We start from the raw sequence: 20,975 nt of genomic DNA on the forward strand, positions 1-20,975 counted from the left end.
ATGAAGCAGTACAAATTAGTGGACAACGTGCTGGGATGGCTCGTATTTCTCGTTGCAGCAGTGGTATATTGTAGCACCATCGAGCCTACAGCCAGCTTTTGGGACTGTCCGGAGTTCATTACAACCGGCTATAAGCTCGAAATAGGACACCCACCCGGTGCTCCTTTCTTCATGATAACGGCCAACTTATTCTCACAGTTGGCAAGCGATCCGTCACAGGTGGCACGTATGGTGAACATAATGAGTGCACTTCTCAGTGCTACAACTATCTTGTTCCTCTTCTGGAGCGTCACCCACCTCACACGAAAGCTAATCCTAAAGGACTGGGATGGCCTTACAACGGGCAAACTTATAGCAATTGAGGCGAGTGGACTGGTAGGATCATTGATTTACACCTTTAGTGATACGTTCTGGTTTTCGGCAGTTGAGGGCGAAGTTTATGCCTATTCGTCGGCTTTCACGGCCATTGTATTTTGGTTGATCCTTAAATGGGAAGACCACGCCGATGAGCCCCATAGCGATCGTTGGCTGGTTCTGATTATGTATATGACGGGACTTAGCATCGGTGTGCACCTGCTTAATCTGCTTTGCATACCGGCCATAGTGCTCGTATTCTGCTATCGTAGGTTCCCTGACATCGAGCTCAAAGGCTCGCTCATCGCCTTGGCAGTATCGTTTGTACTTGTGGCTGCCGTGCTTTATGGTGTAATACCGGGCATCATTACCGTAGGAGGATGGTTCGAACTGTTCTTTGTTAATGTACTCGGATGCCCGTTCAATACCGGCGTAATCGTATATATCGTTCTTCTTGTAGGTGCGGTTATCTGGGCTATTTACGAGAGTTACACCGATCGTAACGGCAAACTGCAGAACATATCGTTCCTGCTTGCTGTGGCTATGCTCGGCATCCCGTTCTACGGATACGGCTGGTCAGCAGTGATCATCGGTATCATTGTGCTTGCCATTCTGTGGTTCGTGCTCAATTATAATCGCAAAATCGGCAAGCAACTCGTACCGCTTGTCAGTGCAAGAATTAAGAACACGGCACTGTTATGCATGCTTATGCTGATGATAGGTTATTCGAGTTATGCTCTTATAGTAATCCGCTCGTCGGCCAATCCGCCCATGGATCAGAACTCACCCGAGGATATATTCACCTTAGGCAACTATCTTAGCCGCGATCAATACGGCGACCGTCCGTTATTATACGGCCCGGCGTATACGTCGCAGGTGGCACTCGATATCGATGGAAACAAGTGTCGTCCGCGTTTGAAAGAAGGTGCACCGGTCTACAGTCGTAAGGAGAAGAACCGTAAAGGTGAGAAAGACTCCTATTTTGTGGTAAATCATAAGAGCAATTATGTATATGCTCAGAACATGATATTCCCCAGAATGTACGAAAAGAAATATACTCAAGCGTACGAAGATATACTGGGCGGCGTAAACGGAACCGAGGTTCCTTACGATCGTTGTGGGGAAATAGTATCGGTGAAAGTTCCGTCGCAGTTCGATAACCTGCGTTTCTTCTTCTCTTATCAGTGCAACTTTATGTACTGGAGATACTTTATGTGGAACTTTGCAGGTAGGCAGAACGACATACAGGGCAATGGTGAATTGGAGCATGGCAATTGGATTACCGGCATTCCGTTTATAGACAACGCCCGATTGGGCGACCAAAGTAAGCTGCCGGACGAACTGAAAAACAACAAAGGACATAATGTGTTCTACTGCTTGCCGTTGCTTCTTGGGCTGATAGGCATGTTCTGGCAGGCTTGGAGAGGTAAGCGCGGAATACGTCAGTTCTGGGTTGTATTCTTCTTGTTCTTTATGACCGGACTGGCTATCGTTGTCTATTTGAACCAGACTCCTATGCAACCACGCGAACGAGACTATGCATATGCGGGCTCTTTCTATGCCTTCGCAATATGGTGCGGCATCGGTGTAGCGGCCATCATCGACCTGCTTAAGCGCCGTATCCGTACGAACGACGTGGCATTGGCATCGGTCGTAGGGCTGTTATGTCTGCTGATTCCCATTCAAATGGCTAGTCAAACGTGGGACGATCACGACCGTTCAGGGCGCTATACCTGTAGGGATTTCGGCCGTAACTACCTCATGACGCTGCAAGACAAAGGCAATCCGATCATCTTCACCAACGGAGATAACGATACTTTCCCGTTGTGGTATAATCAGGAAGTGGAAGGTGTACGTACCGATGCCCGCGTATGTAACCTCAGTTATTTGCAGACAGACTGGTACATAGACCAAATGAGAAGGCCGGCATATAGTTCACCTTCCGTTCCCATCTCGTGGTCTCGGCTCGACTATTGCTTAGGAACAAATGAATTTGTAGAGGTTGAACCGCGTGCCAAACAGCAGATACTCGATTACTACAAGACACATCCGAAAGAGGCAAAGGCGCAGTTCGGCGACGATCCTTTCGAGGTGAAAAACATCATGAAGTACTGGGTACGGTCGAAAGACAATGATATGCACATCATTCCTACCGATACCTTGTACGTGAAGATAGACAAAGAAGCGGTGAAAAAGAGCGGTATGATGATGGCTTCAGATACCATCCCCGACAAGATGGTGATATCTCTTGCAGGTAAAAATACACTGTATAAGGGCGACCTGATGATACTCGAAATGATTTCGCAGTGCGATTGGACGCGCCCGCTCTATATAGCTTCAACCGTTGGAGAAGATAATTACATGAACTTGGGTGACAACTTTGTGCAGGAAGGTCTTGCCAATCGCATCACTCCCTTTACCACCAAAGGCAATGGGACGAGGAGTTTTGATACGGAAAAGACCTACAATAACCTGATGAACCGATATAAATACGGCGGACTGGAGAAACGGGGACTCTACTTGGACGAAACGATTATGCGCATGTGTCAGACGCATCGCCGGCTCTTCGGGCAGCTTGTTCTGCACTTACTTGCAGAAGGCAAAAAGGATAAAGCACTCAAAGCGCTGCAAAAGGTTGAACAGGTAATTCCCACATACAATGTACCTCATTCATATATAAGTGGCAGTCTCGACCTCGCACGTGCCTATGTATTGCTGGGAAACAGACAAAAAGCAGCTTCAATCATCAAAGATATGTGGCGCAACAATGTGCAGTATGTGGAGTGGTACCTTAGTCTGTCGGGACAAAACTTCGCAATTTCGCAGAGCGAATGCCTGAAACATCTCATGATATTGAACCAAATTGCAAGCGTAGCCCCGATGATCGGCAAGAACGAAGCGGCACGACAGACGAAACAACTCAATGCTCTGTACATGCAATATCAGGCCAAAGGCGGAACTTTCCCCGAACAATAGCGAAAACATAGCGTATGTTTATCGAACAACCGGCTAAGTGGTTGCACTGGTTATACCCGCGTGCAATATGGAGAATGGACCGAAACGAGCGTGCTGTTTACCTCACGTTCGACGACGGTCCCATACCTGAATCAACGCCGTTTATTCTAAATACGCTCGACGAGTTCGGCATCAAAGCCACCTTCTTCATGGTCGGAGAGAACGTACTCCGGTATCATGACCTGTATAACCGTATCGTACAAGCCGGTCATCAGGTAGGAAATCACACGTTCAATCACCTTGGAGCGTTCAAACATTGGGCGATTACCTACGTTATCAATACCGAGAAAGCCAACGAACTGATACATAGTCACCTCTTCCGACCGCCGCATGGCGTGATGAGGTTCAGCGAATATTGGTGGTTGAAGCGGCGTTATAAGATCGTAATGTGGGACCTTGTTACCCGCGATTACTCCAAATGGATGACCGCAGAAGACGTTCTGAACAACGTAAAGCGCTATGCTCGCAACGGTTCCATCATCACCTTTCACGACTCTCTCAAGAGTATAGAAAAGCTACACTATGCACTTCCTGCAGCTATAAGGTGGTTAAAGGAGCAAGGTTATGAGTTCAGAACTTTCGAATAGCATAAAAGCCGAGGCGATAGGTCTCGGCTTTACTGCTTGTGGAATTGCAAAAGCCGAGCCTGTAGATAACGTCACGGCCCGGAAAGTGATGCGTTGGTTAGCGCAAGGCGATTATGCCGGCATGGCTTACATGAACAACTACACCGACAAGAGGCTCGATCCGAGACTGCTGATGCCCGAGGTTAAATCTATCGTATGCGTAGCCTTGAACTACGCTCCTGCCCGAACACTGCCCGAAGGTGAATATCAATTCGCCGCTTATGCGCTCGGAAAAGACTATCACGACATCGTAAAAGCAAAGCTACACCGGCTGGCCGCCATCTTCGGATTCGAAAACTATCGCGCCTTCTGCGACTCTGCACCGGTGCTGGAACGCTATTGGGCCGAGCGTGCAGGCTTGGGATGGACCGGACGAAACCATCAGCTAATCATTCCGAAAGCAGGAAGTATGTTCTTTTTAGGCGAGCTCTTTCTCGATGTGGAGTTAGAATACGACCGCCCGCAAGTATCGAAATGCGGCCGTTGCCATGCCTGCATAGACGCTTGTCCTACGCAAGCAATACTGCCGGATAGGGAGTTCGACGCCGAGAAATGCCTCTCCTATCAGACGATAGAGAACCGCGGAGAGCTGACAGATGCCTTTGCCTGCAAGATGGGAAATACCATCTACGGCTGCGACAGATGCCAACAGGCGTGTCCGTGGAACCGTTTTGCTACGCCTAACACCACCCCCGAACTGCAACCCAACGAGGCTCTGCTCGGCATGACCAAGGAACGTTGGCACAATCTTAGCGAGGAGGAATACCGGCAGATATTCAAAGGAAGCGCGGTAAAGCGTGCAAAATACGCTGGTTTAATGCGCAATATTCAGGCTGCAAACAAGCATCAAGAAGAAACAGACAACGAATATACGGATGAACGACAGCACTCATAAAGACATAAAAGACAAGGTTAACGCCTTTTTCCACGACTTTGCGTGGCAGACAATCACGGCAGCCAATGCCGATCCCGATAATCCCCAAGCCGTAAAAATGGCCATGATCGACCATTTAGAAGAGATATATCCCCACTTCAGTACAACCGAAATATTCCGACGGTGCAATGGTACAGCGTTGCACGAAATAATGGTCGAAGAGTACAGAGGCAATTTCAGTCTGCTGTTGTCGGGCATCCTACCTTAAACAAACCTATCGTCTATCAGTCTTAGATTATCAGTCTAAATCAAATAAACCCATCTCTTATCATCTATAAAAATAAGGTTATCATCAGAAAGATTGATAGAATGGCATTGATTTTTCTATCGCCTTCTTTCTGATGATAACCTTCTCGTTACAGGCAGCCACGGCTCTTGGCAGCCTTTTATCTGCATAACGTATGCCTCGGATGCCCGCTTATTGCATGTCGTAAACCACTTGCATAAGCGTTTTACCCAATGCATCGGCGGCTTCCATAGTGGGGGCTTCGCTATATACACGTATGATCGGTTCGGTATTGCTCTTACGAAGATGCACCCATTTATCGGCAAAATCTATCTTTACACCGTCTATATCGGTCACACGTTCATTACTGTACATCTCCTTCACCTTATTTAATATGGCATCAACATCGGTGGTCGGTGTCAGGTCTATGCGGTTTTTAGCAATGAAATAGTTGGGGAACGAGGCACGCAATTCGCTTGCCTTGCACCCTTTATGGGCCAACGAACTCAAGAAAAGAGCAATGCCTACGAGTGCATCACGTCCGTAATGACTGGCCGGATAGATTACTCCACCGTTGCCTTCACCGCCGATTACCGCTCCTACTTCTTTCATCTTCGTGGTCACGTTCACCTCTCCAACGGCAGCAGCAGCATACTTTCCGCCGTATTTCTCGGTAATATCGCGCAACGCTCTCGTAGAACTAAGGTTCGAAACCGTATTGCCCGGCGTATGCGAAAGTACATAATCGGCCACCGAAACCAAAGTATATTCTTCGCCGAACATATTGCCATCCTCGCATATAAATGCCAAACGGTCTACATCGGGATCCACTACAATACCGAGATCATACCCGCCTTTCGCCATTTCACCCATAATACCGCCAAGGTTTTTGGCCAATGGTTCGGGGTTATGTGCAAAGTCTCCGTTGGGTATACCATTCAAAATCTTGTACTCAACGGCCAAAGAATCGAGCAATTCGGGCAATATAATGCCGCCGACACTATTGATTGCGTCGACTACAACCTTGAAATGCGCCTTACGGATGGCCTCCGTATCTACCAAATCCAATGCGAGTACGCTGTCTATGTGGCGGCGATTGAACGAGTTATCGTCCGTATAACTACCGATATGGTCTACATCTGCGTAATCGAAATCCCCTTTCTCGGCCGCATCGAGCACCTCTTTACCATCGTCAGCCGTAAGAAACTCGCCCTCATGGTTGAGCAGTTTCAACGCATTCCAATGCCGCGGATTATGGCTGGCCGTTATGATTATGCCTCCATCAGCACCCGTCATGCGCACCGAGAGCTCGGTTGTAGGCGTGGTAGCAAGGCCGATATTCACCACATCATAGCCCATCCCCATGAGCGTTCCGCATACTATATTCTTCACCATACTACCGGATATGCGTGCATCACGGCCCACAACGATCTTATTGGTTGCCCCTTCAGCGCGGCTTTTACGTATAAATGTGGCATATGCCGACGTAAACTTCACTATATCCAAGGGGTTGAGAGTGTCGCCGGCATGCCCGCCTATCGTTCCTCGGATGCCGGATATCGACTTGATCAGCGTCATAATATCATTATTTAAGTTTGGGCATGGCCATTACAGACCGCGCTCATAAGTTAGTTCATAAGAGCATGGATACACGCCTTGTGTGGCATATCGCTGGCCTGAAGTATGCGGTACGATGAGTTTTACCTTAGCTATTTGATCGGTAGCCGTAACAGGTCGGCCCAGTTTTATGTATGTGAGTGGCACCAACCAGCCCGTGGGAACGCTCGCGCTGTTATAGGCCGTGTACATCAGACTACTGCCCTTCAAGAACGATGCGGTAAACGTACCGTAAGTATTCTTTACGGTCATCTTGTCTACAATAGACGAAAAACGCAGGATGTTATTAGATAATTGAATCGTATCAGTAAGCAAATTGCGCTCTGTAAAGCGGCACAAAGCCGTCGCGGTCTCACCGCTATTGAGCTTATTGCCGCAACCTTCGTTTATTATCTGCATATAAACGCCCGAACTGGTGAACAGTACATATTGGTTCTTTGCCGTATCTGTCTTAAATCCGGCGGCTTCGAATTGGGCTTCCGAGATTATGTTAATGTTATGTTTGGTAATATATCGGCTGATTGCCTCGCGCTCCCTCTTCTTCTGATCGGCATAAGTTTCCCTGTGACTGCACGATGCTATCAGCAGTAAACCGGCTGTAAAAAGCACTAAATAGCTAAGTTTTCTCATTGTTTACATAATATGAAATTGCTACGCAAAGGTAAGAAAAAAAGACGACAGACTATATATGTATGCCTTACGATTTCATTTTTTTATTCTTTCTTCACAGCCGTATAGGAGTTACCGCCTCAACATATCGTCGTAATGAATAATGGCTCGGCGCACTATCTGTTCTGCCTCGGCAAGCGAACAGTACAGTTTTCCGCCGCTGGCATTAAGGTGCCCGCCTCCGTTAAAGAACTCCTGTGCCACTTTGTTGCAGGGAAAATCGTCTACAGAACGCAGACTCACCCATACGAGATTATCCTTCCGATCGTCTTCGCGCAACGATATAGAGAGTTTAAGTCCCTTGATTTGCAGCGGTTCATTTACCAAACCTTCAGCATCTCCCTTAACGAAATGGAAGTCAGACATATCCTTTCGCGATATTGTAAAGTATGCCGAATGCAATTCTTCGAACACATTAAGCTTCTGACTCATCAAATAACCGCGCAAACGTATGGCCCATGAGCTGTAATTATGGTACACATTGCGGTAGATTTTGTCCTTGTCGATACCCTTAGTCAGTAGCTGTCCGATAATAAAATAGATGTCCGGACGCGACGAATTGTAGGTAAAACCGCCGGTATCCGTCATCATTCCGCAATATATTGGTACGGCCTGTTGGCTCGTCATAGTATCGAAACCTCCCATCTGCCATATAATTCGGAAGATCAGTTCCGATGTACTGCTCATTTCGGGGTGCGATATAGTAAGCACGGTATCCATATCCGGCGACAGATGATGATCTATCATCACCCGCTTGGCAGGTGTTCCGTCGAGCAAAGGCTGCATGTCATCTACGCGCGAAGTGGCATTGAAGTCGAGACAGAACACAAGATCAGCATTGGCAAAAGCCTCTTTACAAGCCTCGGGATGCTTGTCGAAACGCACTACCTTCTCGGTATTCGGCATCCATTTCAGGAAATCAGGAAAGGCATCCGGTATCATTAAGCTTACTTGTTTGCCGTGCTGTGTGCGCAGATAGTCGGTCCAAGCCAACGAAGAACCTAAGGCATCGCCATCCGGACTTTTATGGCAACACACCACGATGCGCTGTGCATCGGCTATAAGCTGTACAAGTAAGCACAGTTCTTGTTCATTTAGAATGTCTATTTGCATAATATGTGCAATGGTAACAGGGGGGATAGGGATGGGAAAGGAGGGATTAAGGAACGACAACCACAACGCTTGTTCTTGACTTGCCTAAGTTTTACCAAGGAAACAATCGCACCTCGGCTCTCGTATCTTAGAAACATAAATAACTTAGGCGAACCAAGTCTTTACGGCATAACCGTCAAGCATCTACCGCCAATCCCTCGCCTTTCATCCCCATTCCCCTCCTTTAGAAAGGTTAGGAGGGATTCACATTCACCTTTCATTCCTCATTTTCATCCAAAGATCAGAACAACTTAGCGGGATATACGCCCGCATCGATGAGACTTTGAATTTTGTCTACCACACTCTGACGGTCGGCCGAATAGGTTACACCGAACCATTTACTCGTGGTATCAAGTACTTTTACGGTAGCTGTACCGTCGTTTATCAGCTTATTTACCATCAGCGGAATGAAGAATTCGGCCTTCAGATTGGTCATATTCTTTGCATCCGACAGAAATTCCTTGAAGTACTGTTCGCTATATTCGAAGTAATCAGGCGTGAAACCCCACATGTTCATGCTCACTGGAGTGCTGTCCTCCACGGCTACCCATGCCCCCTGCTCGTCTTTATAGCACACAGGGCCATCTACACGCATTATCTCCGTGCGCTCTACAACGGTGGTCAAGTTCCCTTGTTTGTCCTTCGAGCAGATGCCGCGGGCCACCGTACCGTTGTCAGACAGTGTGTTTCCCACACGAAAACCTACCATGGCATAATTGTTCTTAGAGCCTTCGGGCAGATCAGACAGGAACTTTCCGAGCACCATAAATGCATCACGATTATAGAAATCGTCGCAATTGATTACGCAAAACGGTTCCTTTATCGCATCTTTAGCCATCATCACGGCATGATTGGTGCCCCAAGGTTTCTGCCTGCCTTCGGGAACTGTGAAGCCTGCAGGCAAGTTGTCGAGCGCCTGAAAGCACAGTTCGGCAGGGATATGTCCCTCGTATTTCGAAAGAATTTTATCGCGGAAGTCTTGTTCGAAGTCCTTGCGAATTACGAAAACTATCTTGCCGAAGCCGGCTTTAATGGCATCGTAAATCGAGTAGTCCATAATGGTTTCGCCGTTAGGGCCCAAACCATCCAACTGTTTCAAGCCTCCGTAACGGCTGCCCATGCCGGCAGCAAGGAGCAATAATGTAGGTTTCATGTCAATATTGTTTATTAAATGATTTAATGAGTTACTGTCTGCAAAAGTAACGTTTTTAATTGAAAACGGGCCCAACCGCACCATGTTTTTTGTTTGTTCGAGGCAAATAGAGATGAAAGATGCGGAATAAAGGATGGGCGATTAATAGCTGCGCAGTTGGGATTTGGCTTGTCTAAATCTTCTATATTCTTAAAGTAAAAGGGCAAAAGTATGATGGTTTTCTTGAAAAGAATTATACCGATTAAAAACATACTACATAGTCATCTGCCTTTCATCTATCATAATTCATCCCAATTCTTTATCCCTCTCTTTAAGAGAGGTTGGAAGCAACCGGCAAACATCTACAACATGTTTTCGTTAGATGTACAACTTACGCCCGATAGGTACGCCGTCTATGACCAATAAATATATGGTCTATCCTCATCGCAGGAACTTAACTCGCCAAAGCACCAACATCCCTATCCGTCTTCCGCAGGGCACACTCCTCCTTTGAAGGGGCAGGGGGAGGTCCCTGCACTTCTCCCCCATCACTGCTTTAGAACGGATATCCCACAGCGAGGTGTATGCTCTGTCCGTCGCGGAAACTCTTGATATTGTAGAAACCACTCTTGCCTGTGTCGTACGGAACGTGCAACCCGATGCCCCAATCCACGCGGATAACGAACAAACCCATATCGTATCGCAAGCCTACACCGGTTCCTACCGCCATTTGAGATAGGAAGTTCTTGAACTTGAACTGCGAGTCAGGTCTGCCGGAATCGGCATGTACCGTCCACACATTGCCGGCATCGAGGAATAGAGCGCCAAATAAACTGCCGAAGAGGCGTGGTCTATATTCTATGTTTCCCAATATTTTGACGTCACCTGTCTGCTCTATGTACGACATACGCGACTGCCGCGACACGTATTTGCCCGGTCCGATGCTCCTAACATTAAATGCACGAATGCTATTTGCACCTCCTACGTAGAATTGTTCGTAGTAAGGAGCCTGCAAAGAATTGCCATAAGCGTAGACAATACCCGCATTCAGGTGCCCCACAAGTGTGGAATGTTCTGAAAAGCGCCACATCTTAACGAAGTCGGTCTCTACCTTGAAGAACTGCGCGTAGGGGTTCTTGAACATCTTTTTATCTTTGTTGCCCCACTTATAGCCGCCTATCATGTAGCCCAGCGATACAAGGTTTCCGCCCTCGCTCACAGTCGCATCCCACACAATGGGGTTGTTTGTTACCGATGCATTGGTATAATGATAAGTATAACTCATCTTGGGCACGAACTGATCTTGCATGGATATCTTCAGATAAGGGTTGGCATTCACCAGATTTTCGAACTCTTCGGTTTTGCTGTTCATATACTCATAAGAAAGTATAAGCGGGCTGAAAGTATGATGAGAGCGTTCTGAAGTCCAGAAATCATAAGTAAGTTCGCCCGATACAATATGGCGTTTAAAGTATCCGGCACGGTTTAAAGTATTGGTAGATGCCTTGAGCGTGGTCGACGGTGTGGTATAAGAGAGCAGATTTCTGCGGCGCGGAAGGCTGTCGCGTCTTATTCTTGAGCGTCCGAAAAGGTTGAAAGGTGTAAAGATACGGGGTAAGATAAGTGCGGCATCTCCGCCGTATTCGTAAGAATTTACGCCCGAAGAAGAGCCTTCGGCATTATGTCCGGTCTGCCATTCATACGATCCATGCATGTTTATATCTACCTTCTCGCCGCCACGAAAAGCATTACGTTTGGTGAAACCTACCACAAGTTCGGGCCCTATCCTGCCCGATGTCTTGCCTTTGGCATTAGCTTCGATATAGAAATCGTAACGCTTATCGAGCACCAAGTCGAGCGTCAAATCGAGCGAGTCGGTAGTTGCAGTGGTATCGCGTGGTGCAAATCGCAGGGCACTATAGCTGAAGAGCCCCATGTTCTGCAGGTTTGTTTTCGAGATATCCTCATTATCTACGCTGTACAACTGGCGTGGCCTCAACCTTAGTTCACGCAGGATAACACCCGTTCTTATAGGCGGTTTGCGCCCATTGAAGTGCACTGTAACGCTGCGGCGACGTATGGAATCTTGGAGTACATCGGTAAACTGTCGGCGGAGGTTGATGTCTACGTTCCCGATATACCATTTCTTTTTCACGCTTTCATCCAAGCTGTCGGCCATCTGGAAGTGTAGTAAAACCTTGCCGGGAACGTTCACCGTGTCGGCCAGATATGAGGCATACCCCTCGTTGTAGTAATAATAACCGTTGTTGCGAAACAGTTTCGACAGGCGCAGACGCTCATTCGAAAGGGCCGAAACACTGAAAGGATCGCCGTTTTTGATAACAGCTTCGCCACGATGAGCACGTATCAAACTGTCTGCCACCAACGGGAAACGAAGGTATTCTATGGAGTCTACCGTCCACAGGGGGCCCATATTCACGGTATAGGCTATCTTGGCTTTCTTGGCATTTCGCCCTGTAACGACCTTATAATCCACATCTCCGCGGAAATAACCATACTTCCGTAACTGCAATTCGGCCACACTGGCACGCAAACTCGGATTGACTTGGCTCATCAGCTTGGGCTTTGAACCGAAGGTGTTGCCTATCCATCTGCCGATACCCGACGTAGATTGCGAAAACGCATTCCATATCCACAGGCGAATGGGAAACGGTGTACGGTAATAACTGCTACCGAACAAGGCTCCATTAGGGGCCGATGCGAGCACATATTCCATCTCCTCCTGCGTCTTAACGGCATGTTCGTTTTTATTATAATTGGTGTATTCTATCTTTTTCAGGCCGGTAAAGAGCTGTTCACCCTCGGGTATGGCACGCGTAGACGAGCACGACAGCACCGACAACACTGCCGCCGGCAACAGCAATACAGCAAATATGCGCGTCTTGAATTTGTTCATTTCTTCTGATTGTTTTTAATTGTTGCTGAGTCGGATTTTACTTCCGGCTCCGGCGGAAGTACCGGCTTCTCGCTCTTGAAACGGAAGATATCCCAGAAATGTTGCAGCTTTCGCTTCCACATAAAGCCCGCTCCGTACATTCCGATACGGCCTTCAAGCCAATCATACGTATTGTTATTGTAGAACAGACGGAGATATTTGCTTGAATTTTGGTCCAAACGATACTCCAATTCCACATTATCAAAGAAGGTATCGTTACGCTCTTGGTCGGTTTCAGTGCCCGAAGAAACCTTTCCACCCACTATAACACTGAGCCTATTGTTCCATAATCGCTTGGCAAAACTGAAATTGTAATCGGTATGGATGGCACCTGTAGAGGTGGTAGAGTTATCAACACTCATGCCTATATCGAGTCCCATCGAGCGCATGGCAGTACCTGCAATGTTGTTGATTTCGGTGTTCAGGAACGAACTAAGGGCACTGTTCATGGAGAAAGAGCTCGTGTTGCCGTCGGTAAGATACATGCCCGACACTAACATGGCAATGGCTATCTTGCCACGTTCCTCGGTTGTCATGGTGTTAAGTTCATCCTGTGTGGATACATCATTGGGCGCATAAATGACGAACTGTATACCCGGACTGCGCAAAGACCGTGAAAGTATCACTCCACAATCGAACTCTACCGACCTTCCCAAGCCTGTCTCGGCGTTCACGGAGGCCTTTACACGCTCGGTAGCGGTAATACTTAACTTCGGATTCAGGGCATCTCCGGTGAACTCAATGTAGCTTCCATTTCTGATTTTGAAGGTCTTTAGCGGAATCACAGGCAACGAATATTTCATTTCTCCGTTGTCTAAAGTGTATCTACCCGTAAGACGTATGTTATCTACAGTATTATAACTCATGATCAAATCGCCGCCTCCCATCAGGTCTATATAGTTGGAGTGTTCGGCATTGAGCATACATGTAATGTGCGCAGCTTCGTCTATACTCATGGCAAGTTGCATATCTAAGCCTGTTAGAGGGGGCCTTTTCACCACTTGTTGGGCCGTATCTTTAAAGTTGGTGAACTTTACAAGCTCGTCGAGTTGGTTGTCTGTCGTCAGTTCAGTATCTATCAATACGTACGTCATATCGGTTGTACCGAGCACATCCAGCTTTCCACGCATCTTTAAATTATCTATCGGGCCCTGCATAAAGCCGAAGAAGTTGACGAAGGCCTTACCATAAGCTGTGGAACGTGCATTCTCTTTGGCATCTATGAGTTCGAAATTCTGTGCACGCATACGCACATCGAGCATCATACGATCCATATCCGAGAAGTCGAAACTGCCCGAAAGGTTCAGCGGACTGGCATTGTTAGCGAACATCTCAAAGTTCTCAAACAGCAGTTTACTACCCTTTATGCGTACCGGATCATTAGCAAAACGCATCTCAACTCCATAGGGTACGCTTACAATATACGACGAATCTAAGTACACTTCGCCATCTACGTAAGGCTTAGAAAGGGTGCCTTTCACGGTTAGTTCGCCGTCGCCGTAGCCTCGCAAGCCAACAATTTGCTCGGGAATAAAACCGTTTACGACCTGTAGAGGCAGGTGATCCATGCCCAAGGCAGCATGCAGATAGCCGTTTTTATCATAACTTCCTTCAATCGTTGCTACCTCATTGCCCTCGCTCATCAGCATGCCGTTCACGCTATGAGAGCCATCTGACCGCGGCATATAGACAAACTCTGTACTTACATTGCCGATCGGACAGTGTTCATAATACATATTATCCACAGAAACGGCAGAAGACACGGTTACCACGTCGGCAGTCTGGATAACATGGAAATCGCCGTTCATGCTGCCGGAAATATTGGGTGTATAGGGTATTACCGATAAAATCTTCTCCAAATCGAATTTATTGAGGCTGACGGTTATATCTTGCAGGGCATCATGATTATCGTCATCGCTCTGCAACATAATACCCGTACCATCGGCGGCCAGCAGTTTCACCTTTGCCGAAACGCGCCTGTCGTTGCCCAAGAAGATATAATTATCGTCGTTTACGCCGAACTCTTTGTACCCCAATACGGCGTTCTGCCCGAGAATGTGGGCACGAATACCGCCGCTTTCCATTTCGGCCGTCATGCCGAGGTCGATGCCCAACTGCTCATCGATATCGTAAAGACGAGCCGTAAGCGATGTGCCTCTCTCCGTCATCCCCCCGCCAAAAAGAGCATTGAACACATATTGAGGATTGTTCTTTCCGTTACGTATCTGGCCCGAATAGGTAATCTTGTCGTCGGTAGAAGCCACATTAAACCGGATAGTATCGAGGCGCACGCCGTATGCTACGAGCGAATCGACCTGCAACTTGCCATTGATACCGGCAACAGGCGACGAGGTCATGTCTACCAAAGCGCCTTTCAGTGCAAATTCGTACCTATTTAAAAGACGGATAAAGAAGTTATCGTTGCCCGTAGACAGGTAAAGTTGCATGTACGGAAGTCGTTCTCGCAGGGCTACTTGGTCTATGTATTTATTCTTGTACTGCCGCCGAAGCTCGCCGGCCACACGGTTTGCGGCTTTCATCAGATGTTCGTAACCGCCCTTGCCGTTCAGTTTAAGATGAAAATCCCCACAGTCTACCACGGCATGAGTGGTATCCCGTCGCGTCAACACATCGAGTACAATGTCTTCAGGTCTACTTGTACGCCCGTTCTCCACTACGCTTATGTCGCTTACAAGTCCTTGTACCTTATAATAATCTTTCATATCGGTGCCCAAATCCACATGCCCGCAGAAAGCAGCCGTAACGGGTACGTCGGTTAGATGCAGGCGATAAAGGTCTGCTTTGGCCAAATCGCACGATACCGTGGCGCGTATATTCTTGGTATGGAGCAGGGCATCGAGCGTTATGTCGCCCTTCAACAACGGGTTGTTGCTGCTGATGAATGCATGGGCCTTGCCCCCTGCCACCCGTACATCGGCCGTAAGACGGTCTACATTGTAGCCTCCGTAGCTGAAATTCGTAACACGTGCTTTGGCTGCAAGGCGCGTTCGGGGCGACATGAAGTCGGTTCCAACGCCGTCGGCCTCTACATATCCCGTAAACGGACGTAACCCCATATTGGGCACGAAGTGTTGTATTTGCAGATTGGCAGCCGTAAGTTTCGCCTGATAAGCCATGCGATCGAGGTTGAAACGGGCCGTTCCGTTCAGGCTACCCTGCCCCTCTCGGGCTATAAAACGGGCCTGATAATCTTTCCGGTCGGCCTTTAAGTGCCCGTTCAGGCTTATTCCTTGGGGGATACGAATGGTTTTCATCAGCTCCCGATCGAGCATCGAAGCCACGAAAGAGAGGTCGTAAGTACGCGCATTCACATCGATATCGGCCCGCAGACGGTCTATATCGGCAAGATTTTCAACATATCCGGCGGTTTTGAAAGTAAAGGCCGTGGGCAGTTTCAGGCTCGCCCCAACGATCTGCATGCGCCGCATATTGCCGCGTACCACGCCGTCTATCTGCAACGGATAGTTGGGGAACCGCTGCCGGAAGGCCTTCGGCATGGATTGCATGAAACGCATAATATCCTGCTTACCTATGGATGCGTGGACTGTGGCATTCATCTTGCCCGGGCGACGGGCATCGAAAGCATTCAAATCCATAGAGAATTGCGCCGTTATACTGCTCTCCGGTGTGCACAGAACAAACGACGGAAGGTGCAAACGCAGCGAGTCCATCGCCACAGGTCCGGCCATCTGTGTTACCTGCAGCCCGCTCTTTTCGTTGAAAGCACAGGCACGCAAGCGCATCGAAAGCTGCGGACTGCAATACAAGAAAGAGTCTATACCGAGCGTAATGCCGCTTAATGAAAGATGATTATAGTCGAGTCCTTTGGCATAGGTCTCAAAACTATTGTCGTATTTCAGCCGTCCGCCCGTCCAATCCAAACGCTTTACACGGTACAGTCCTTTGTAGAGATCGAAAAAGCCGCCCTCGGCAACGGTTTTACCCAGATAGGCTTGCACCTGTAAAGTATCGCCCGGCATGTGCACGGTGACGTCTGTACGACCTATATCAAGATGGTCTGCATAGATTTTCCAATAGTTCTTGCTCTGCGAAGTATCGGGAGGAACGGTATCGCTCAGTTCTATATTCATCTTTGCATCGGCCAAAGTAACAGAGTTTATTCTTACGGTTTCGCCCGATAGATCGATGCCGTGGCTCTGCAAGGCCAAACGGCCGATGGTGCCTTTCACACGGGCTTCGTGAATAAAGTTGGCGGTATTCACCTTCATATCGTTGAGTTCGAGACGGTCGATTTCTACTTGTTTGTGCAACAGGGGCAACAACTGCACGTCGACCACCGCCTTGCCGACACTGGCAACGGTATCTTTCATCTGCGGCAAAGAGTCGTTCTGCCGGATTACTTCGATGCCCTCGACACCCAGATCGAGCGGAAATTCTAAGTTTACATGGGCTATGCTGATCTGCATGCCGGTCTTTTCAGAGGCGTAAGAAGTAGCTTGTTTCACTGCCCAATGCTGGAACGGGGGGAAGTAAAACAACAGCGAAAGTATGATAAACAGCAGAATGGGCACGGCCAGAGCAATGCTTATCCACTTCAGGGCTTTTCTCATAAACGACGTATATACATTGGTTGCAATGAATGTACTAAAAAGATATTTCGTGCAAATATAGGTATTTTTTCGTGAAAGTCTATGGTTTTAGCGGCATTATTTATGCGGGTTTTCTGCAACGAGGAGGGGGTAAATCTCCCCTACCCCCTACGGAGGAGGGCGATATGGATGAGGGATGAGGGATGAAGGATGAGGGAGTAATGGCTGTATTGCAGGGGCTTGGCCTACTTTTGGATGAGGGATGAGAGATGAAGGATGAGGGAGTAATGGCTGTAATGCAGGGGCTTAGCCTACTTTTGGATGAAGGATGGGGGATGAAGGATGAGGGAGTAATGGCTGTATCGTAAGGGTTTGGTTTATATAAGATGAGGCTTTACAGCCCGCCTTTCAGATATTTTACGGACATGTTTCCTCTACTTGGGAGAGACAGGATGACGTTTTCATGCCATTTTTAATTACACATTACGGAAATACGGGGCATGTCTGTGCAAGATGTACGGGATGAAAAATGAAAGATGAGAGTTGAATACAGAAAAACACACCGTATGTCTGTGCAAGATATACGGATAGTTTATCGGCAATAGAAGCCTCGTCTATCGCCGATAAACCTATTGCATATTATCGCTTCGCCCGTTCTCTGTTTGCGGCGCAATGGCCTGCCACAGGTTATCATCGGGCAAAGGAGCGGTTACGGAGATGGTTTTCTTAGAAACCGGATGCACGAACTCTACCCCACGGGCAAGCAAAGAAATGCTGCCATCAGTATTGCTTCGCGGCGCTCCATACTTCAGATCGCCCTTGATGGGGCACCCTATACGAGCCAATTGGCACCGTATTTGATGGTGTCTACCGGTCATCAATTGCACTTCGATCAAGGTATATCGCTCCGATTTGCCTATTATATCGTACTTCAATACGGCCTTTTTCGAGTTCGGAACCTCATGATCGTAGGCGTAACTCTTATTTTGTTTCTCGTTACGCACAAGCCAATCGGTCAGCGTTCCCTCGGTTTGCTGCGGACAGTTCTTGGTTATAGCCCAATAAGTCTTGTGCACTTCACCGTCTCTAAACATGCTGTTTAACCGCGAGAGTGCCTTAGAAGTCTTGGCAAACACCACTATACCGGCCACAGGACGGTCGAGTCTGTGCACTACACCTATGAACACGTTGCCCGGTTTGGCATATTTGTCTTTGATATATTGCTTTACCGTTTCGCTCAAAGGCACGTCGCCGGTCTTATCGCCCTGCACGATTTCGCCGCTACGCTTAGAGACTATGATAATATGATTGTCTTCGTAGAGAACCTCCATGAATGGTTTACATCACATATTCATACCGCCATCTACCTGTATAACCTGCCCACTGACGTAACTGGATAGGTCTGAAGCAAGGTAAAGAGCTGTGTTTGCGATGTCTTCTACCGTACCCCCGCGGCGCAAGGGTATCTTGCTAATCCACTCCTTACGGATTTCTTCCGGTAACGCCTGCGTCATTGCAGTGTCGATAAAGCCCGGTGCAATGGCATTGGCACGCACCCCTTTCGGTCCCATTTCTTGCCCGATACTCTTCGCAAGGGCAATAAGACCGGCCTTAGATGCCGCATAGTTCGCCTGTCCGGCATTGCCATGTACGCCCACAACAGACGCCATATTGATGATAGAGCCGCCACGCTGGCGCATCATTACCGGCACACAAGCATGGATAAAGTTGAATGCGCTCTTCAAATTCACGGCAATTACCGCATCCCATTGTGCCTCTGTCATGCGCAACATCAGCCCATCTTTGGTAATACCTGCATTGTTTACCAGAATATCTACCGATCCGAACTCCTCTTTTACCTGCTTTACAACCTCTTCAGTCTGTGCAAAGTCGGCCGCATTACTGGCAAAACCTTTCGCCTTCACACCAAGTGCAGCGATCTCGCGTTCGGTCTCTAAGCCTCCATGTTCTTCGTCAATAAAGAGATCAGTGAATGCTATATTTGCGCCTTCTGCCGCAAATTTCAGTGCTATAGCCTTGCCTATACCGCGTGCGGCACCCGTTACAAGCGCCGTTTTTCCTGTTAATAATCCCATTTTTCTAATCGATTAAATTGTTTATATGATTGATTTTACTTCAGACTTGCTTTACCCAAAGCGCCATAGACCACCTTGGCAACCAAGGGTTTGCTTGACTCTTCCGTGAGTCCGTGCCCCAAACGTCCGTAAATGAACGGCACTTCGAGCCCTTTAATACAATAATGTGTAATGTCTGCCACTAAGTCCACATCGTCGATATCGAACTCTCCGTCAGCCTTACCCTCGACATATACCTTACGAAAAAGCTCTATCTCGTCCTCGTCGAAGTTCTTCCGTACCTTTTCCACCATCCATATATTGCGGAAAAACTCGGCTCTTAAGTTGCCATTTCGTACCACAGTCTCCTTGATCATGCTTAGGTGAGTGTAGATAAGCTCTATGATTTTGTCCTGTGGACGCATTTTCATGGCTGCTACTTCGTCGAGTTTATCGGACAAACGCTCCAGTTCAGACTCGATAACTGCCGAATATACGTCTTCTTTCCGGCTGAAATACGTGTAGAGTGTGCGCCGTCCTTTGCCGGAAGCCACGGCAATATCGTTCATTGTAGTATTGGCTATCCCGTTTTTGGCAAACAACTGACGGGCAACATCTACCAGTTTTTGCCGTGTTTTAGATATCGACATATTCAGCTCCTCCGTGGCTTTATGTTAAATGCACATGTATTATCGTTGTGCAAAAATATTATTTTTATTCGGACTATGCAAGCAAATAAACATTTTATTATTGCTCTTCGATCAAATTTATTGGTAAAAGCGAACACTTTTTACGTACTTTCCACTTACAACATAAGTACTGTCTATGCCCGACAGACAGGCCGTTTAACTGCCTTATACTCATAGCCTATCGCCGATATTTATATAAATTATTTGGCCTGTTCGTATTTTTTTCGTATCTTTGCGCCCGATAAGAATAAGGATAGCACATTCTTTTTGTTTCGGAAAAGCTATTCACTAAGGTATCTGAACGGAGTTTAGACTGTTGGCACAACTCATTCTCACATAAGCTACAGTCGCGAGTAATCTTTGCTTTTTTCCTATACTCAGAACTCCATAAACAACAAAGTATGAAGAGATTTATAACGTATGTAGTAATAATTTTAATTGTATTTTCAGGATTCCCAAGCGCTGTTTCGGCAGCAGGCAAGGGGAAAAAGGCAAACAAAGTAGACTGGAACCCCGTGATAGAAGCCATTATTCAAGTAGAAAGCGGTGGGCAACGCTACGCTAAACATGGCAACTCGGTGGGCGTAATGCAGATAACACCGATCTTGGTAGCTGAATGTAACCAGATTCTTAAAAGGAAAAAAAGCAAAAAGAGATACAAATTATCTGACAGATTCAGCATTGCTAAGTCGAAAGAAATGTTCCTTCTCATCCAGTCTGTACATAATCCAACGAACAATATCGAACATGCAATTCGTTCATGGAATGGGGGTACCCATTATAGCGTGAAGAAAACGCAGCGATATTTCGAGAAGGTTATGCGAGCAATGAAATAAAATATTGCAACTATACAATCCGGTTGTTCTTACTGCTTACAGGGTTCGAACAACCGGATTTTCATTTCCGTCGGGCCCGTTCGGTCAACATTCTTCCGCCGCCTCTTATAGCTGCCGCTCCCT

Annotated in this window: 14 protein-coding genes; 5 read left to right on the plus strand and 9 right to left on the minus strand. The window is 47.5% G+C overall.

All coding sequences use genetic code 11. The features are described from left to right. From BN3912_RS00970 to BN3912_RS00985, 4 genes are read left to right on the plus strand one after another with little or no spacing between them, the layout of a single operon-like run. Window positions 1-3,330, plus strand: coding sequence for a protein O-mannosyl-transferase family (locus BN3912_RS00970; protein ID WP_023984931.1), 3,330 nt, complete (start codon window positions 1-3; stop codon window positions 3,328-3,330). A 14-nt stretch (window positions 3,331-3,344) separates the two neighbouring features. After that, the gene (locus tag BN3912_RS00975) at window positions 3,345-3,956 is read left to right on the plus strand and encodes a polysaccharide deacetylase family protein (RefSeq protein WP_023984930.1); all 612 of its coding nucleotides are present in this window, start codon (window positions 3,345-3,347) and stop codon (window positions 3,954-3,956) included. Continuing rightward, complete coding sequence (gene queG, locus BN3912_RS00980) at window positions 3,934-4,890, plus strand: tRNA epoxyqueuosine(34) reductase QueG (RefSeq protein WP_023984929.1); 957 nt, start codon at window positions 3,934-3,936, stop codon at window positions 4,888-4,890. The genes BN3912_RS00975 and queG overlap by 23 nt, the downstream gene beginning before the upstream one ends. Beyond that, the gene (locus BN3912_RS00985; protein ID WP_023984928.1) at window positions 4,871-5,137 is read left to right on the plus strand and encodes a hypothetical protein; all 267 of its coding nucleotides are present in this window, start codon (window positions 4,871-4,873) and stop codon (window positions 5,135-5,137) included. The genes queG and BN3912_RS00985 overlap by 20 nt, the downstream gene beginning before the upstream one ends. Before the next feature lie 210 nt (window positions 5,138-5,347). On the opposite strand, the gene glmM is transcribed toward BN3912_RS00985, so the two are convergent. From glmM to BN3912_RS01030, 9 genes are all read right to left on the minus strand, one after another. After that, window positions 5,348-6,733 (minus strand): phosphoglucosamine mutase, encoded by a 1,386-nt coding sequence (gene glmM, locus BN3912_RS00990; RefSeq protein ID WP_023984927.1) that lies wholly within the window; start codon window positions 6,731-6,733, stop codon window positions 5,348-5,350. Window positions 6,734-6,763: 30 nt separating this feature from the next. Continuing rightward, window positions 6,764-7,402: a BamK family beta-barrel-assembly machinery protein gene (locus BN3912_RS00995; protein WP_023984926.1), complete on the minus strand. Its 639-nt coding sequence runs from the start codon at window positions 7,400-7,402 to the stop codon at window positions 6,764-6,766. Window positions 7,403-7,513: 111 nt separating this feature from the next. Beyond that, entirely contained in the window at window positions 7,514-8,554 is a 1,041-nt protein-coding gene (locus BN3912_RS01000) for a DHH family phosphoesterase (protein WP_036859952.1), read from the minus strand. A 280-nt stretch (window positions 8,555-8,834) separates the two neighbouring features. Next, a complete protein-coding gene (locus BN3912_RS01005; RefSeq protein ID WP_023984924.1) occupies window positions 8,835-9,746 on the minus strand; it encodes a glycosyltransferase family protein in 912 nt (303 codons plus the stop codon). 535 nt (window positions 9,747-10,281) lie between these two features. Continuing rightward, window positions 10,282-12,642 carry a translocation and assembly module lipoprotein TamL gene (tamL, locus tag BN3912_RS01010; protein ID WP_023984922.1) on the minus strand — a complete coding sequence of 787 codons (2,361 nt, stop codon included), beginning with the start codon at window positions 12,640-12,642 and terminating at the stop codon, window positions 10,282-10,284. Continuing rightward, on the minus strand, window positions 12,639-17,273 hold the full coding sequence (locus BN3912_RS01015; protein WP_023984921.1) for a translocation/assembly module TamB domain-containing protein: 4,635 nt from the start codon (window positions 17,271-17,273) through the stop codon (window positions 12,639-12,641). The genes tamL and BN3912_RS01015 overlap by 4 nt, the downstream gene beginning before the upstream one ends. Window positions 17,274-17,881: 608 nt before the next feature. After that, entirely contained in the window at window positions 17,882-18,583 is a 702-nt protein-coding gene (locus tag BN3912_RS01020; protein ID WP_004367944.1) for an RluA family pseudouridine synthase, read from the minus strand. 12 nt (window positions 18,584-18,595) lie between these two features. Beyond that, window positions 18,596-19,348 (minus strand): 3-oxoacyl-[acyl-carrier-protein] reductase, encoded by a 753-nt coding sequence (gene fabG / locus BN3912_RS01025; RefSeq protein ID WP_004367943.1) that lies wholly within the window; start codon window positions 19,346-19,348, stop codon window positions 18,596-18,598. Window positions 19,349-19,383: 35 nt separating this feature from the next. Further along, a complete protein-coding gene (locus tag BN3912_RS01030) occupies window positions 19,384-19,977 on the minus strand; it encodes a TetR/AcrR family transcriptional regulator (RefSeq protein ID WP_004367942.1) in 594 nt (197 codons plus the stop codon). A 440-nt stretch (window positions 19,978-20,417) separates the two neighbouring features. Here BN3912_RS01030 and BN3912_RS01035 point away from each other — a divergent pair, with 440 nt between their 5' ends. Then, entirely contained in the window at window positions 20,418-20,852 is a 435-nt protein-coding gene (locus BN3912_RS01035; protein WP_004367941.1) for a transglycosylase SLT domain-containing protein, read from the plus strand. The last annotated feature ends 123 nt before the right edge of the window (window positions 20,853-20,975 follow it).

This window comes from Prevotella phocaeensis (assembly GCF_900065875.1).
GTDB classification, from domain to species: domain Bacteria; phylum Bacteroidota; class Bacteroidia; order Bacteroidales; family Bacteroidaceae; genus Prevotella; species Prevotella phocaeensis.

Coding starts and splice junctions, on each gene's coding strand:
- BN3912_RS00970 (WP_023984931.1), top strand. CDS start 1: ATGAAGCAGTACAAATTAGTGGACAACGTGCTGGGATGGCTCGTATTT.
- BN3912_RS00975 (WP_023984930.1), top strand. CDS start 3,345: ATGTTTATCGAACAACCGGCTAAGTGGTTGCACTGGTTATACCCGCGT.
- queG (WP_023984929.1), top strand. CDS start 3,934: ATGAGTTCAGAACTTTCGAATAGCATAAAAGCCGAGGCGATAGGTCTC.
- BN3912_RS00985 (WP_023984928.1), top strand. CDS start 4,871: ATGAACGACAGCACTCATAAAGACATAAAAGACAAGGTTAACGCCTTT.
- glmM (WP_023984927.1), bottom strand. CDS start 6,733: ATGACGCTGATCAAGTCGATATCCGGCATCCGAGGAACGATAGGCGGG.
- BN3912_RS00995 (WP_023984926.1), bottom strand. CDS start 7,402: ATGAGAAAACTTAGCTATTTAGTGCTTTTTACAGCCGGTTTACTGCTG.
- BN3912_RS01000 (WP_036859952.1), bottom strand. CDS start 8,554: ATGCAAATAGACATTCTAAATGAACAAGAACTGTGCTTACTTGTACAG.
- BN3912_RS01005 (WP_023984924.1), bottom strand. CDS start 9,746: ATGAAACCTACATTATTGCTCCTTGCTGCCGGCATGGGCAGCCGTTAC.
- tamL (WP_023984922.1), bottom strand. CDS start 12,642: ATGAACAAATTCAAGACGCGCATATTTGCTGTATTGCTGTTGCCGGCG.
- BN3912_RS01015 (WP_023984921.1), bottom strand. CDS start 17,273: ATGAGAAAAGCCCTGAAGTGGATAAGCATTGCTCTGGCCGTGCCCATT.
- BN3912_RS01020 (WP_004367944.1), bottom strand. CDS start 18,583: ATGGAGGTTCTCTACGAAGACAATCATATTATCATAGTCTCTAAGCGT.
- fabG (WP_004367943.1), bottom strand. CDS start 19,348: ATGGGATTATTAACAGGAAAAACGGCGCTTGTAACGGGTGCCGCACGC.
- BN3912_RS01030 (WP_004367942.1), bottom strand. CDS start 19,977: ATGTCGATATCTAAAACACGGCAAAAACTGGTAGATGTTGCCCGTCAG.
- BN3912_RS01035 (WP_004367941.1), top strand. CDS start 20,418: ATGAAGAGATTTATAACGTATGTAGTAATAATTTTAATTGTATTTTCA.